Origin of the sequence: Colwellia polaris (assembly GCF_002104515.1) — a bacterium.
Lineage (GTDB): Bacteria > Pseudomonadota > Gammaproteobacteria > Enterobacterales > Alteromonadaceae > Cognaticolwellia > Cognaticolwellia polaris.
Genome location: NZ_NBOE01000001.1, coordinates 1 through 15625, shown reverse-complemented (window position 1 = coordinate 15625; position 15625 = coordinate 1). Strand labels below are relative to the sequence as shown.

11 protein-coding genes and 1 pseudogene are annotated in these 15625 nt (G+C 39.5%); 10 read left to right on the top strand and 2 right to left on the bottom strand.

From position 1 onward, the window contains the following. Positions 1 to 8 precede the first annotated feature (8 nt). The 10 genes and pseudogenes from B6A32_RS00060 to B6A32_RS00015 all read left to right on the top strand — a co-directional run bounded on the left by B6A32_RS00060 (position 9) and on the right by B6A32_RS00015 (position 13058). Entirely contained in the window at positions 9 to 785 is a 777-nt protein-coding gene (locus tag B6A32_RS00060; RefSeq protein ID WP_085300731.1) for an enoyl-CoA hydratase/isomerase family protein, read from the top strand. Positions 786 to 854: 69 nt separating this feature from the next. Next, entirely contained in the window at positions 855 to 2000 is a 1146-nt protein-coding gene (locus tag B6A32_RS00055) for a CaiB/BaiF CoA transferase family protein (protein WP_085300730.1), read from the top strand. Between the two features lie 41 nt (positions 2001 to 2041). After that, on the top strand, positions 2042 to 3568 hold the full coding sequence (locus B6A32_RS00050) for an aldehyde dehydrogenase family protein (RefSeq protein WP_085300729.1): 1527 nt from the start codon (positions 2042 to 2044) through the stop codon (positions 3566 to 3568). Between the two features lie 23 nt (positions 3569 to 3591). Continuing rightward, positions 3592 to 4785 carry an iron-containing alcohol dehydrogenase gene (locus tag B6A32_RS00045; protein ID WP_085300728.1) on the top strand — a complete coding sequence of 398 codons (1194 nt, stop codon included), beginning with the start codon at positions 3592 to 3594 and terminating at the stop codon, positions 4783 to 4785. A gap of 24 nt (positions 4786 to 4809) precedes the next feature. Next, positions 4810 to 6363, top strand: a complete 1554-nt coding sequence (locus tag B6A32_RS00040; RefSeq protein ID WP_085300727.1) for a class I adenylate-forming enzyme family protein — start codon at positions 4810 to 4812, stop codon at positions 6361 to 6363. 87 nt (positions 6364 to 6450) lie between these two features. Continuing rightward, the gene (locus B6A32_RS00035; protein ID WP_085300726.1) at positions 6451 to 8013 is read left to right on the top strand and encodes an arylsulfatase; all 1563 of its coding nucleotides are present in this window, start codon (positions 6451 to 6453) and stop codon (positions 8011 to 8013) included. Positions 8014 to 8152: 139 nt separating this feature from the next. Then, the gene (locus tag B6A32_RS00030; protein ID WP_085300725.1) at positions 8153 to 9190 is read left to right on the top strand and encodes an MBL fold metallo-hydrolase; all 1038 of its coding nucleotides are present in this window, start codon (positions 8153 to 8155) and stop codon (positions 9188 to 9190) included. Between the two features lie 207 nt (positions 9191 to 9397). Then, positions 9398 to 9622 carry a multiheme c-type cytochrome gene (locus B6A32_RS00025; protein WP_158088429.1) on the top strand — a complete coding sequence of 75 codons (225 nt, stop codon included), beginning with the start codon at positions 9398 to 9400 and terminating at the stop codon, positions 9620 to 9622. A 112-nt stretch (positions 9623 to 9734) separates the two neighbouring features. Beyond that, a pseudogene (locus B6A32_RS00020) lies at positions 9735 to 12718 on the top strand (Tn3-like element ISKox2 family transposase). Positions 12719 to 12821: 103 nt separating this feature from the next. Further along, a complete protein-coding gene (locus tag B6A32_RS00015) occupies positions 12822 to 13058 on the top strand; it encodes a helix-turn-helix domain-containing protein (protein WP_085300723.1) in 237 nt (78 codons plus the stop codon). A gap of 52 nt (positions 13059 to 13110) precedes the next feature. On the opposite strand, the gene B6A32_RS00010 is transcribed toward B6A32_RS00015, so the two are convergent. Together B6A32_RS00010 and B6A32_RS00005 are read right to left on the bottom strand one after the other, a co-directional pair. Continuing rightward, complete coding sequence (locus B6A32_RS00010) at positions 13111 to 14868, bottom strand: UvrD-helicase domain-containing protein (protein ID WP_085300722.1); 1758 nt, start codon at positions 14866 to 14868, stop codon at positions 13111 to 13113. Further along, the gene (locus tag B6A32_RS00005) at positions 14868 to 15485 is read right to left on the bottom strand and encodes a hypothetical protein (RefSeq protein WP_198946855.1); all 618 of its coding nucleotides are present in this window, start codon (positions 15483 to 15485) and stop codon (positions 14868 to 14870) included. Before B6A32_RS00005 ends, B6A32_RS00010 begins: the two co-directional genes overlap by 1 nt. Positions 15486 to 15625 lie beyond the last annotated feature (140 nt).

Genomic DNA, 15625 nt, shown 5'->3' with positions numbered 1-15625 from the left:
AGAACAACATGTCAGAATTATTAGTAGAAAAGAAAGGTCAAGCAGGCTGGTTAATACTTAATCGACCAAAGGCGTTTAACTCACTCACACGCACTATTTTGGAAGAATTAGCAATCGCTTTAACCGATTTTGAACAAGACGATAACATTCGCGTTGTAGTACTCGCAGCTACCGACTGCCCTGCTTTTTGTGCAGGAGCTGATTTAAAGCAAGTACTTGAAAAAGCAGAGCCAGGTGAAAAAGATTTTTTAATGCAATGCCGTACTAGTTTTGGGGCCCTACGCAACTGCTCGAAACCCGTAATAGCCGCAATAAACGGCATGACCATGGCTGGCGGTTTAGAACTTACTATGTGTTGTGACATTGTCATTGCATCAAACAAGGCAACATTGGGTGACGCCCACTCAAATTTTGGTGTATTCCCCGGTGCTGGTGGCGCGGCAATATTGCCTAAATTAGTACCTGTCAACGTCGCTAAATATTTATTATTTACCGGAAAATCATTACCTGCAAGCGACATGAAGCAATACGGACTGGTTAACGAAATTGTAGAGCATGAGCAACTGTACTCTCGTGTTCAAGAACTTTGTGACGACCTAGCAGAAAAAAGCCCATTAGTGCTGCAACGTATGAAAAAAATAGCGAATCAAGCGCAGGATCAAACTCGACAATCAGCGCTAGATTCTGAACTCCTCGAATTACGTGAACATTTCTTATCTGCTGACATTCAAGAAGGGTTAGCGGCATTTTCAGAAAAACGCAAACCTGTATTTATTGGTAATTAGTAGCAATGTTTAAGCTGAATTTAAAAAAAGTAAATTTCAGACTTTTAAAAAAATAATAGGTTAAAGATTATGAGTGCATTGCAAGGTATTAAAGTAATAGAAATAGCCGGCATAGGTCCAGGACCTATCGCTAGCATGATGCTAGCAGACTTGGGTGCTGAAGTGATTTTAATTGAACGTAAAACCGATAACCCAAATGCTGCTGGCCTTTTTAACTCAAACAAAACAGAGTTTTTTAAACGAGGAAAACAATCAATTGCTCTTGATTTAAAACAACCAGAAGCAATCCAACTAGTGTTATCACTCGTTGAACAAGCCGATATGTTTATTGAAGGTTTTCGTCCTGGCGTAATAGAGCGCTTAGGTTTGGGACCAGAAGTGTGTTTAGCACGTAATAAAAAAATGATCTATGGTCGAATGACTGGTTGGGGACAGCATGGCCCCTTAGCTCAAGCCGCAGGCCACGACATAAATTATGCCTCCATTTCTGGTGTATTAGCTTACAGCGGTTTTGCTAACGATAAACCATTCCCTCCTGCCACTATTATTGGTGATGTTGGCGGCGGTTCGTTGCATTTAGTCATGGGCATGCTAGCTGCCTATATTCATGTACTTAGCACCGGTGAAGGACAAGTGATAGACGCTGCAATTTGCGATGGCAATGTGTACATGCAGACTTTACTAACCAGTTTGTATGCCAATGGCTTAGTCGGAGAACAACGTGGCGGTGATTTTTTAACTGGTGCCTCTCCTTGGGCTAATACCTACCAATGTGCTGATGATAAATATATAACGGTTCAGGCTCTAGAGCCTAATTTTTACAAAGAATTTATTACGCTTGCTGGATTTGCTGATGATCTTAATTTTTCAATGCAATACGATAAATCATTATGGCCTTTAGCAATAACCAAATTAACGAAATACTTTAAATCTCAACCACAAGTGCATTGGAATAATATTTTTGAAGGTACTGATGCATGTTATGCCCCAGTAATGTCGCTCAAAGAAGCGGTTGAACATCCACATAATGTGGCTCGACATAATTTTGTCGTCGAGAATGATTTAATTCAACCTGCACCAGCACCGAAATTGAATAAGACGCCATCACAAGTAGGGAAAATACCAAAATTTGGTGAACATACAGAGCAGATTTTAGCTCAGTTGAACTTATCTGATGAACAATACGCTAAACTTAAGGCTATGGCGGTTGTTTAAATTACATACAAATATTAATTACTAAAACAGAGGTGGAAGCTATGTCTTTACAACAAGAACTCCATTATGGCCATTTTATCGATGGGCAAGATTATTTAGGGCATACGCCTGAATCAATTGACGTAATCAACCCAGCAAATGGTGAAGTTTATGCAACCATGTCTATGGGGGACAAGGGTGATGTCGATGCTGCAGTAGCTGCAGCAAAGCGGGCATTTAATCAACCTTCATGGCGTGAAATGAGTAACAATGACCGTGGAGACTTGTTATTCAAATGTGGTCAGGTGATTGGGGCTCATGCTGAAGAGTTAATGTTTATCGAATCACGAGATTCTGGCGGTACCATCCGCCGTGCAGCTGGTATGGACATCCCTATTGTAATCGATTTAATCGGCTACTATGCTGATTTAATAAAAACGACTAATAATATAGTTGATTTACCCACTAAGCCTCTACCTGAAGCGGGCCACGCACAAGTTTGGCAAGAACCCATCGGTGTCTGTGCATTAATTACGCCTTGGAACTTTCCTATTTTTATTGCTGTAGCAAAAATAATACCAGCCCTTGCCGCAGGAAACACCGTTGTAATTAAACCTTCTGAATATACACCAGCAAGCACAACTCATTTGGTGCAACTACTGTCAGACGTTTTACCTAAAGGTGTTCTAAATGTAGTAAATGGTGACGGTGCTAGTGTAGGTGAAGCGCTTACTACTCACCCAGACGTTGGAAAAGTATCTTTTACTGGCTCTACCTGTGTTGGCAAACATATTCAAAAAATGGCTACTGAAAGTTGCAAACTTGTGGGTTTGGAGTTGGGTGGCAAAGGCCCAGCAATAGTTATGAAAGATGCAGATCTCGACCTTGCAGCATATGGTATAACCTTTGGCGGCTTATTTAATTCAGGCCAAGCGTGTGAATCTGGTACACGCATTTTAGTTCACGAAGCCATTCATGATCAATTAATGGAAAAACTTGCAGCAGTATGTGACACCTTAGTGGTAGGTAACCCGTTAGATCCAGCAACATCTTATGGCCCGATTGCCAATAAAAATCAATACGACCGCATCATGGGGTATATTGACGGAGCCAAGCAACAAGGTTTAACTTTTGTTTGTGGTGGTGAGCCGATTAAGCCCAAGGGATTTGAGGGGGGGTATTATGTTCAACCAACCATAATCACAGATGTTAAAAATGATATGGACATTGCTCAGCAAGAAATATTTGGCCCAGTGCTTAGTGTAATTAAATTTAGTGATGAACAACAGGCGATTGAAATTGCCAATGAAACCTCATATGGCTTATCGGCAGGAGTATGGAGTGATGATTTAGTTCATGCTCAAAAAATTGCCAAGCAATTACAAGCAGGATCAATCTGGATAAACGACTGGCACATGCTGCGCTCAGATGCACCTTTTGGTGGTTACAAGAATAGTGGTATAGGTCGTGAATTTGGTATCGCTGGCTTACAAGCTTTTATGCAAACCAAGACGATTGGCGTATCACTTGAACGTGATCCACGTAATAAAATGATGTGGTCTTTACTACATACTTCACCGCAACAGTAATCATAAAATAAGAGAGACTCATCATGTCAACTTCAGGATATTTTACTTATAACATGCGTACCGTTGTTCATAGCGGTGCAGACAGTATCATCAAAGTGCCAAGTCTATTTCGCGGGTTAGGCGGAAAAAGAGTATTACTTGTTAGCGATGAAGGCTTGGAAAAAGCTGGATTAGTTAATCGAGTGAAAGACGTCTTTACTTTAAATAATGGGCCAGATATGCAATTAGTGGGAGTATATGCCAAAGTCACTCCCGACGCTGGCTCAGAATCAATCAACGACTTAGTTGCCTATGCTCGCTCTGTAGCCGCCGATAGTATTTTAGCATTAGGTGGGGGTAGTGTTTTAGATGCTGCTAAAGGGTTAAAATATTGCTTACACCATCACTTAACTGACATTTGTGATATTTTAAAATTAGGCCTAAAATTGGAAACTTGGCCAGAGGCAAAGCCGAGCATGATCCCGCACATTGCCATCCCAACCACTGCAGGTACAGGTGCTGAAGTAACAAACGGAGCGGTAATCCACAACCAAGTACTTAATATAAAGTCATTAGTACTAGCCCCCTATTTAGATGCTGACATGGCAGTACTAGATGCTAAGTTGACCCTTGGCTTACCTAAGTCAATTACCGTTGCCACTGCGTTTGATGCTTTAACTCATGCAATAGAAAGCATTGCATCACCAAAAGCGAACCTATTTTCAGATGCTCATGCCATAACAGCAGCAAAAGTCATAAATGAAAATATGCCCAAGGTGGCAAAAGAACCAACAAATGTCGATTGTCGGTCAAAGTTACTACAAGCAAGTACTATGGCTTGTAACGCAGTGGTTAACGCTTTCTCCGCATTTCCTGTACACAACTTTTCTCATGCCTTAGGTGCCACTTTTCATATACCACACGGTGATGCTAACGGAATAATGCTACCCGTTGTAATTGAAACGCTGGCGGATTTTTACCTACCTAATGCACAGCGAATGGCAGATGCTCTGTCACTTGATAGCAAAGGACTAAATGCAGAGCAAACACTCGCTAAAGTAGTAGCCCATATAAGAGGGATTCAACGAGCCTGTGACTTCGATGGCTCTTTAAAACGATTTGGTGTAACCGAAATTAATCTAAAGGAAGCTATTGCCAGTGTAAAACACGACGTACTCTATATTTTATATCCAGTACCTGAGCCTGTAATAGAAATGATCCTACGAAAAGCCCTATAAACTAGAAGTGGAGGAGTAATTACCATGAGATTTTCAGACTATTTTGATGCTGCAGCATCACGTTGTCCTAATAACCTTGTCTTAATTGATGACAACGACAGCTATACCTATAAAGAGGCTAAGCCTTATGTCCATAAAATTGCAAACACACTACGAACAAAATGTGGTTTACTAGCTGGGCAAAAAGTTGCAGTGTATAGCCCTAATAAAGCAAAAGCTTTTTTATCAGTATTAGGCACAAACAGGGCTGACTTAGTTTGGTTTCCAGTAAACGCCGGTAATGCCATAGAAACCAACATCGAACTATTTAATTTTTTTGAAATTGACTGCTTAATATTTGATAGCAGCTTAGATGAAAATGTGGCTAAAGTTCGTCAACAATGCCCGACAATCAAACACTTTATATGCCTTGATAGGAGCACTGAAGAATCAGCTTTTATGGACGACTTAGTTGTAGATGCTGCAGATGAGTACGTTTCAGAAAAAGTTGACCCTATGGCGATGGCTATTGTTATGGCTACAGGTGGAACTACCGGCCCTTCTAAAGGGGTTGTACATAACCATAAAAACTTTGAATGTTTCATATCAAACATTATGCTGTCGTTACCCGTTGATGAAAATGACACAAACTTAGTTGTTGCTCCCATGACACACGCGGCAGGCATGTTTGGTTTGGGCTGTATTGCAGCCGGCGGTTGTTTACGCATGTTACCAGGCTTTATTCCAGACAGTGTAATAGAAGCGATTGATATTCATAAAATACAATCCATATTTTTACCGCCAGCGGCACTTTATGGGCTGTTAGCTCACCCTCGTATTAAAGACATTGATACTTCTTCTTTAAAGGCAATAGTCATAGGCGCATCCCCTGTCTCACCTGAGCGTTATTCAGAAGCAACAGCAGTGTTTGGGCCTGTAATGTACGAAGTATATGGCCAAACAGAAAATCTTTTCCCTGTTATTGTTAAAAGTCCAAAAGACTACATTAACGAAGACGGCAGTTTAAACATGGATGTATTGCGTTCAGCAGGCCGTGCAACTAAGCATGCCCATATAGAGATAATGGATCCACAAGGAAATATTTTACCTTCTGGTGAAAAAGGTGAAATTGTTGTTCGCTGTGGTTCAGTAATGAACTGCTATTACAATAACCCAGAAGCTACTGCAGAAGTTTCTAAATTTGGCTGGCACCATACTACTGACGTTGGAATTAAAGACGAACGTGGTTTTATCACTATCGTTGATAGACTAAAAGACATGATTATATCAGGTGGTTTTAATGTTTATCCGGTCGAAATTGAAAATTTAATCAATGGTATTGACGAAGTGATGGTGTCAACGGTAATTGGTACTCCACATGAAAAATGGGGTGAGCAAATTACTGCAGTCATTGAATTAAAACCTGGCAAAACCATTGAACCGGAAAAAATAAGAGTGCTATGTAAAGAAACTTTAGGGAGCATAAAAGCACCTAAAGAAGTGATATTCTGGGATAAAATACCCTTATCTCCCGTTGGAAAAGTGCTTAAAAGAGAAGTGCGTGAAACATTTTGGAAGGATCAGGATCGTCAGGTTTAATCCAATTAAAATAAACGCATAATTTAATATGCCTGTAGCTCAGTACAATTAATTTGCTGAGCTTTTTACCCTAAATATGGAGACGCTATGGACATTTTACCTAAAAGCGTATTTAAATGCTGCTTATCAACAGCAATAATACTTACCTTCCTTATAACCTCATCTGTTTATGGCGCCGACAAACCAAATATATTGGTACTATGGGGTGATGATATCGGCATGTCTAATGTCAGTGCCTATAGTCACGGCATGATGGGTTATAAAACACCTAACATTGACCGAATAGCAAAAGAAGGCGGCATGTTCACCGACTATTATGGTGAAAATTCATGTACTGCTGGGCGCTCAGCTTTTATTACCGGTCAACATCCCGTGCGTACAGGCTTGACCAAAGTTGGCTTACCAGGTGTAGATAAAGGTCTTCGAAAAGAGGATCCTACCATTGCCGAGCTCCTTAAACCACTGGGCTATATGACGGGTCAATTTGGTAAAAATCATTTAGGCGATAAAGATGAGTTTTTGCCAACAGAGCATGGCTTCGACGAATTTTTCGGTAATCTTTATCATTTAAATGCAGAGGAAGAACCAGAACTTGCTGATTATCCCAAAAACCCACAAGTTAAGAAGTTATTTGGCCCCCGAGGTGTTATCCATTCATATGCCGATGGAAAAATTGAAGATACAGGCCCTCTAACTAAAAAACGTATGGAAACAGTTGACGACGAAATAACGGCAGCTGCGATTAAGTTTATGGACAAAGCCGTTAAACAAGACAAACCCTTTTTTGTCTGGTGGACGGCAACCCGTATGCATGTTTGGACTCACTTGAAAGAAGAAAGTCAGGGGTTATCAAAACGAGGTGGGCTATATGGCGATGGTTTGTTAGAGCACGATGGTCACGTTGGTCAATTACTTGACTTCTTAGATGAGAAAAAAATAGCTGGTAATACCATTGTTTTATACTCAACTGATAATGGCGCAGAAATGTTTACTTGGCCTGACGGTGGTATGATCCCCTTTCGTGGTGAGAAAAACACCACATGGGAAGGAGGCTTTCGAGTTCCTTCAATGGTTCGTTGGCCTAGTACGGTTAAGCCAGGCTCTATATTTAATGAATTAGCCGCTCACAACGATTGGCTTCCTACATTGCTTGCTGCTGCCGGCGAGCCTAACATTAAAAATAAGTTGCTAGATGGCCATCAGATTAACGGTACCAAATTTAATGTTCATTTAGATGGTTTTGACTTAACTGATTACCTGTCTGGAAAATCAGTTACCTCACCTAGAGAGAACTTTTTCTACTTTACTGATGACGGAGAATATTCAGCGATACGCATGGGTGATTGGAAAGTCATGTACTCAATACAAGAAGCCACTGGCGTCGACGTATGGCATAAACCATATACTCAACTCCGATTACCACTTATTTTTAATTTGCGTCAAGATCCTTTCGAACGTGCACAACTTGAAGCAGGTGCCTATAGTCGATGGATGTTTGAGCGTTTACCTTATCTGTATCAATCAATATTGGTCTCTCAGCAATTCTTAAAAACGTTTATTAAGTACCCTCCCCGACAAGATCCAGCCAGTTTTAATGTTGAGGCTATAACTGAAAAGGTAATGAAATTAAAACCTCGTCAATATGACTAAAATGTAAAATTACAAAATAAACCTACTATTGAGTATTCTAAATCAATAGTGGGCGCAGTCCAATGCGCCAACGCTAAACGCGACGGTATAGCATTTATATTGAAACGAATAACAAAGCCCTTTATGGCAGGATCATAAGATGACAGATATCACTTACCCTTTTTCTAAACAGCCTGAATTCAATGTGATACAGGAAATATCACCTCGTATTTATTGGCTGCGTCTGGCAATGCCCTTCAGTTTAGATCACATCAATTTATGGCTTATCGAAGAAGATAGCGATTGGACATTAATTGATACAGGACCAAACACTCCATCATCAAAAAACAGTTGGTTGGAAATAATTTCGAGCCAACTAAAGAACAAACCTATTGGTCGGGTTATTTGCACCCATGCTCACCCCGATCATATCGGTCTTGTCGGCTGGATATCTAAGCAGCAAAGCGCGCAATTACTGATGTCAAAAGGTGAATTTGAATTTTATCATCAATTATTTGCCAAAAAGGTACAAGCACCGTTTAGCCAAATAGAGCAATTTTATCAACTCGCTGGCGCAGGTGATAAAGAAGCTCAACGTTATTTAAAGCATATTAAAATTTTCAGCGACCTTATTTACCCAGTACCAAGTATTTATCAGCAATTGAAGCATGAAGACTGCGTTACATTGGGAAAATATTTGTGGCAAGTGCATGTAGGTACCGGTCATTCTCCAGAGCATATCTGTTTATTCTGTGAAAAATTAAACCTATTTATTTCCGGCGATCAATTACTTCCCACTATCTCATCAAATGTAAGCGTTTGGCCAACAAGGCCAGATGTCAATCCAATGGCTGATTTTTTATCTTCCTGTCATTATCTTAATAAAACAATTAATAACAAAACCTTAGTGCTGCCTTCTCATGGACTCCCTTTTAACGGTGGAAATGTTCGCTTGAATAAGTTGATTGAAGAGATGGAAAAAAACATCAATAACTTATATGATTTTTGTCAACAACCAAGAACCGTTACAGACGTTTTACCTATACTCTTTAAAGGTAAGTTAAATGACAGCAATTTGATGTTTGCTTATGGAGAAGCTTTGGCAAGTCTTAATTATTTATGTGCTCAAGGTAAAGTAGAAGTGATTCAGGGAACAAATAATATTCATTTTTACCAAAAAAATAATATTCAATGCTGATAATAAATTTATTTTATTCATTCCTAATTGAGCGAAAAATAGTTTTGTCGATTTGGGTTTATACTTTACTAAAGGGTTCACAATTAGAATCAAGGTACACATTTGATTGAATTACCATTTAATACAATAAAATACCGAACCTTGGGATTCTGGACTGTTCATATTATTTGCATGCTTGTATGTATCTCAGCAACGAATGCAACGTCAATGAGCAGTTTAAATAACTACCTTGGCTCTGAGCAATGTCAAAGCTGCCATGAAAAACAATTCCAAGCTTGGCAAGGCTCGCATCATGATATGGCGATGCGGCACGCAAAACCAGACGCAGTACTAGCTGATTTTAACAATGCTGAACTAGAATTCAACAGCAAACAAAATAGTTTCTTCAAAAAAGACGAACAATATTGGGGTTCTAGGGATTTTCCCCTCTAAAGTAACATAAATCGCCATACTCACCATATTTAAAGGCATACAAAGGTGGGTTACTTCTCCAAAGTATGGCAAATTATGAGGTTAACAACCCCTTAAACTTAATTTAATTCCTATGGCTATAAAAAACGAACTATCAATTCTTACCAAAGCTGAGCAGCTTGATCTATATTCTCCGCCGCTATTATCACTTGAACAACAACGATTGTATTTTACGCCAAACGAGATCGAGTTAACAGAGTTGAAAAGTATTCGCCTAAGGAACCACCGATGCTATTTCATTGCGTTATTAGGGTATTTTAAGTCTAAGCCTGTGATTCTTTCACCTAGCTTTAACCTCATCTTTGACGATATGCAGTTTATTTCAACGCAAGTTCAAGGAGGCAAAGGGATCAGGCCTTTCAGCATTAATAAGATGCAGCGTGACCGTATATATCAAAGAATACTGAGGTTATTAAACTATCAGAAATGGGACGAAAGTCTGCACTTTGCGCCGCTGTACGAACATCTTGTTATGGTCGGCAAAGCTTGGCTTGAGCCTCGTTATCTATTCGATGCAGCCGCTGAATATCTAGCAACGCATAGAATTGCCATCCCTAAATATACTGTCTTACAAAAGCTTATCAGTCGTGTTATCCAACAGGTCAAGAAGGCGTTAAATAATAAGCTTCGTATTCATGTTTCATCTGAACTACACGGATTTCTAAATACTATTATCGATGACAAAGATGGGCTCTCCTTAAGCCAGCTTCGAGCCGGTGCAAAAAGCGTTATGGTGACAGAGCTAAAAAAAGAACTGACGGTGTATCATCAGTTACAGCCTTATACAAGACAGATTGATAATGCTGTTAAGGGCTTAGCCTTATCGTCTAAAAACCAACAACACTTCGGTGAAATGGTGGATTATTATGGCAGTAAACTAAAACGCTTTAAGCGTCCACAGCAACACCTATGGTTGCTGTGTTTTCTGACTCAACGCATACGGCAAAGCCTAGAGCGATTGGCTGATGGGTTTATTCATCATATCCGTAAACAACAAGAAGCTGCGCATGCGTTTGCCCAACAGGCAGTGTTTGACTCATGGAGGTCAGCTGCAGACAATGTCACCAAAGCCGCAGAATTACTGCATCTGTTTGTTGATGACAGTATCGACGATAATCAACCATTTGCAACGGTTAGGCAACAAGCATTAAGTGTAATGAATAACCAAGATATAGAAACGCTATGCCTGTACTTAAAAAAGCAAAAACGCACGGTAGAAGAATATCAATGGCAATATTATGATGATCAAAACGGGTTAATTGAGCAGTTATTAAGGCCCGTGTTTCTATGTCTTGAATGCCAAGCAGGTAAAGGCTCAGAAGCATTAGTGACCCAGCTCAAAACCACAAAAACAGAACTATTAGCAGGTAATACATTGCAAACAATGGATAGTACACTTATCCAACAAAAACATCGTCCATGGTTAATTAACAAGGATGTTGTTCATCCACAGCGATACGAATGGTTGCTTTACCGTCAACTGGCTTCTCGGCTTAATGGTCGAATTTACTTATAAAAGTCACTAAATATCGTGCGCTAGAAGACGACTTAATTGCATCGTCAATACAGCCTGATCTATTGGCATCATCAACATTGGAAAAGCTAAAGCAGCCGATTCAGAAGCTACTGCAAGTAAAACAAATACGCTTAACAACATCCCTAGAAGATGTTGCTCGTCACATTGATAATGGTGATAACCGCAATGTGATCATGAAGAGCCGAAGTGGCACACGATGGCGACTGCCAGTTAAAGGCTCCCAATCACTTGTCAACAACCCTTTCTTTAAACAAATGATCCCCGTCAGTATTGCTGATGTGTTGCGTTATGTTGAACAAGAAACCAACTTTATGCAATGCTTCGCACACGTGCTGCCAATACAAAAACAAGTAGGCGCCAATCAGGATGATTTATTGGCTATTCTAATTGCGAATGCGACACATCGCGGCGTATATGGGATGGCACAAATATCTGATCGCAGTTATGAGCATCTAAGCACTATACAAGCTAATTATATTAGGCCTGAAACCTTGCAAGAGGCTAGTGATATCATCAATAACGCAGTAGCGGCACTCCCTATTTTCCGCCACTATCACATCCAAGAAGACGTCCTGCACGCCAGTACCGATGGGCAAAAATTTGAAACTCACCTTGAGACTTTTAAAACTCGCTACTCCTCGAAATACTTCGGCACCAACAAAGGTATTACGGCCATGACGTTAGTTGCCAATCATAGTGCGTTAAATGCCCGTATCATAGGATCTAATGAGCATGAGTCCCATTATATTTACGACTTACTACAATCTAATACTAGTGATCTTAAGCCAGATGTCCTCTCAACCGACACCCATGGTGTTAATCATGTTAATTATGCCTTATTGGATTTATGCGGTTATAGTTTTGCGCCTAGGTATGCTCAGTTCACCAGTGTGATCAATGACCTATTTAACGTAACTGAAAGCGACGACGGAAACACGCATCTGGCGCTGAAAAAGCCGATAAAAATGAATGTGATTGAAGAAGGCTGGCAGGATATTCAGCGTATTGTGTTATCCCTTCAAGAAAAACGCACAACACAGGCATTGCTAGTACGCAAATTATCTGGTTATCCATCTAGACACCCTATATTACAAGCATTAACGGAATATAATAGGCTCATCAAAGCCCAATATTTACTTGATTATATTGATGATGCAAGTCTGCGCCAATATGTTCAACGAGCACTGAACCGAGGCGAAGCCTGGCATTTCCTCAGGCGAGCTATTGCATCGGTCAATCGTGACCAGTTCCGTGGAAAAAACGAATCAGAAATAGTCGTCTGGAACGAGTGTGCCCGTTTGACGGCAAATGCTATTATCTACTTTAACTCGATGATCCTAAGTCATCTATTACTGCACTTTGAAGAAGTTGGTGACGAGGAAAAAGCAGCAATAACTCGACAAGTATCACCCGTTGCATGGCAGAACATTAATCTGAGCGGCACTTATCAGTTCGCTAGTAACCGCAAACTACCTGATTTACAGGAAATAACTAGGCCTATTGTTGAAAATGAAGTCTAAAATGAAAGGTAACCCAGCTCCACAAGCCATTAACTGCGAGGGTTGTGGCGATTTATGTTACTTTAGAGGGGAAAATCCCTAGAACCCCTTAAAGGAATAATAAGTGAGTGATTTAGTCAAAGAATTTGGTGAAATGTTACGCTTGAAACGCAAGGCTAAGGGATATTCTCAAGAGGCTTTTGCCGCGTATGTTGGTATAGAAAGAGGTAATTACGGCAAAATGGAAAGAGGTACCGTTAATATTAAATTAGAAACACTATACAAATTAGCTAATGCGTTAAATTGTGAATTTACAGATATAATGCCTTCAAGACTTAAACATAAAATCAATATTGATTAAGTTAATATCCCTCTACGATCAAAACAAATTTTTATGGAAAATAGAAATTTAACTAAATAATAGAAAATCCTATTCCTTCAAGTTGAATTTTATCGATAGGTTTTAATTTTTTTACTGCCCATATTAGGTACTCTTTTGGTCTTGATGATGCAACATAAGCAAACCTGGCATCCTCACTATTGGGATTTTTTATCCAATTTGACCAATGAGAGTCATTTCCAGCACGTGCTGATGAAATCAAAATAGTAACATCATGAGTCTCGCCTTTAGCTCCATGAATAGTTGATTTTTTGAATGATAGTGTGGATTTAGTTACCGCACCCAATGAGCTAGCTACTTCTTGCTTAGCCAAACCTGAGGGAGATGTTAAATTTACCTCGTTCAGTGGGGCTAATATATTAGCAACAGCGTCGGAACAAAACCGTTGATTTGGAAGATCTCGAATCAACGTTTTCGCACTTTTTGTCCAAGTTGACCAAGTAACGCCTATATTATGCAGTTCTTTGTTATGTAAATACTTTAACGACTCACACAAGAACTTACGCCACGTGAGGTTTGAGTCTATTGATTGGGGGCAATTGAAGCTGTTTGGTTTAAAACTTTCTTTAAGGTGATGACGAATAAATTCGGAAAAATATTGTAAAGAATGACTTAACCCTTCCATATCATCAGGGTTATAGCTCTTAACAGCGAGAGCCAATTTTTGGATATTATTTAATTCAGCTAGAGAAGTTTGAAATTTTCTAAGTATTGAATGCCCACGTGATAGAACAACATTATTGCCAAACCCATTACATTTTTCCTCGAAAGTACTAATTAACTCCGTAGGACAGCTAGTATATTGAAGAACCAAGCACCTTGATTCTAACCAAGAAACATTTCCGATAATATTTCCTCGACCTGTTAGTTTAGCGCAAAGATCAACGATATTTTGGCAGCTTCGAAAATTTCTTGTTAGCTGTAAACTAGTAAAATTATTATCTACAACGAACTGTTTTACCTTAGCAGGATCAACATCTCGAAAACTATAAATAGCTTGATGAAGATCACCAACAAAATGTAATTTTACTCCTTTGTCAGCTAGGGCTTTAAGAATAGTTAACTGCTCTACAGATAAGTCTTGGCATTCATCTATGATGAAAAGCGGGTAGCGCTTTACAAGTAGCTTAACAAAATGATCATATTTTGCGTCTGTTAGAGCTTCAAGGGCTAAACATTCGATATCTCTGTAAGTTGCAAAACCTCCCTTTAGCATTCTTTTCTTGGTATCTATAAAATCGTTAACCCCCCAGTCTTCGAGTGCAATGGAATTTAAAGTTCTATTTAATGCTGGATCCCCTATTTCAAAAATGACACTGTCATTTATTAGATCGAAAGAGTAATGATGAGCACTTACTTGTCCTCGCTTTGCATAGTTATATTTTGTTCTATAGCCTATGTGCGAGCTGGGTTCGATGATACGAATTGATGAATCACCGTCTTCGCCAATATACCCCGTGAGCTCTATTGAGATTGGGGAGACAATGTTTTTATAGATGAAACTATCAAACGTGCCTAAGAAGTGAGGGAACATACTTCGACCATGAGGAAGGTACTTTGATATTCTGATTTTAAGCTCGTCAGTGGCACTATTAGCAAAAGATAGGGTGACTAAACCACCAGGACTTCCTTTCCAATTTGAGATTTCTTTACTGACTTTGGCCGCAACAACTTCAGTTTTACCACTACCAGGACAGGCTTCTAAGAATGTATGCACGGCTATACTTGAGTTTACGTAATGAAGTTGCTCTTGGGTAAACTCAACGGTCATTACTCTTCCTCTGCAACTTCTAGCGATGAAGCCCACAAAATTGCATTTTTAATGTACTCAGGAACAGTAAAAATAAAGCCTTCACTCTGAATTTTATCGGTCATAACCTGAGCGAACATTCCTTTGCCTATATTGTCATCATCAATTCGCTTAAGAATTTTATGAGCAGCTTCGGCAACTTCCTTTGGTGACTTTTCAGTCCAATCAATTTTCGACATTGCGGTAAACTCTTTAATTACGGGGCTTTCATTTTCTTTAGGCGTAGGCCATAGGGAAGCAATTATTCCAGACATTAATGCAGCATTATTGCCTTCCATCGCTAAGTCGTACTCCAATGTCTTGTACTTGCTTACAAACAATCGAGCATCAGTTGATTTACTAATTGAATCAACAAGCTTAAGAGCATGATTAGTCCCATTTTTCATGTTGCCTTCGTAAGGAATAAAATCGTCACTGACTTCTTTTGTTTCTCCTGCATTTTCGGGATCAGGAATTTCTTTCTTTATTTTTTTGGGAGGATCTAAATCGGTCAATCCTGCACACCTTACTGGAATATTCTGACCAACATCTTTTTCTTTGGGATCATCAGTAGTTTTGATGTTGCAATAAAGTTGCATAAAGTGCTTAAAGTAACCTGAATTCTGGATAAGAATGGAACTATTTGCCCACCTAGCGATCAGATCTTTCGACTAAAAACGATTTGAAAGCAAACAAGGTGGGCAAGTGGATAAACTAATAGATATTTTTTGTGATGTCG

Coding starts and splice junctions, on each gene's coding strand:
- B6A32_RS00040 (WP_085300727.1), top strand. CDS start 4,810: ATGAGATTTTCAGACTATTTTGATGCTGCAGCATCACGTTGTCCTAAT.
- B6A32_RS00010 (WP_085300722.1), bottom strand. CDS start 14,868: ATGACCGTTGAGTTTACCCAAGAGCAACTTCATTACGTAAACTCAAGT.
- B6A32_RS00030 (WP_085300725.1), top strand. CDS start 8,153: ATGACAGATATCACTTACCCTTTTTCTAAACAGCCTGAATTCAATGTG.
- B6A32_RS00060 (WP_085300731.1), top strand. CDS start 9: ATGTCAGAATTATTAGTAGAAAAGAAAGGTCAAGCAGGCTGGTTAATA.
- B6A32_RS00050 (WP_085300729.1), top strand. CDS start 2,042: ATGTCTTTACAACAAGAACTCCATTATGGCCATTTTATCGATGGGCAA.
- B6A32_RS00035 (WP_085300726.1), top strand. CDS start 6,451: ATGGACATTTTACCTAAAAGCGTATTTAAATGCTGCTTATCAACAGCA.
- B6A32_RS00045 (WP_085300728.1), top strand. CDS start 3,592: ATGTCAACTTCAGGATATTTTACTTATAACATGCGTACCGTTGTTCAT.
- B6A32_RS00005 (WP_198946855.1), bottom strand. CDS start 15,485: ATGCAACTTTATTGCAACATCAAAACTACTGATGATCCCAAAGAAAAA.
- B6A32_RS00025 (WP_158088429.1), top strand. CDS start 9,398: ATGAGCAGTTTAAATAACTACCTTGGCTCTGAGCAATGTCAAAGCTGC.
- B6A32_RS00055 (WP_085300730.1), top strand. CDS start 855: ATGAGTGCATTGCAAGGTATTAAAGTAATAGAAATAGCCGGCATAGGT.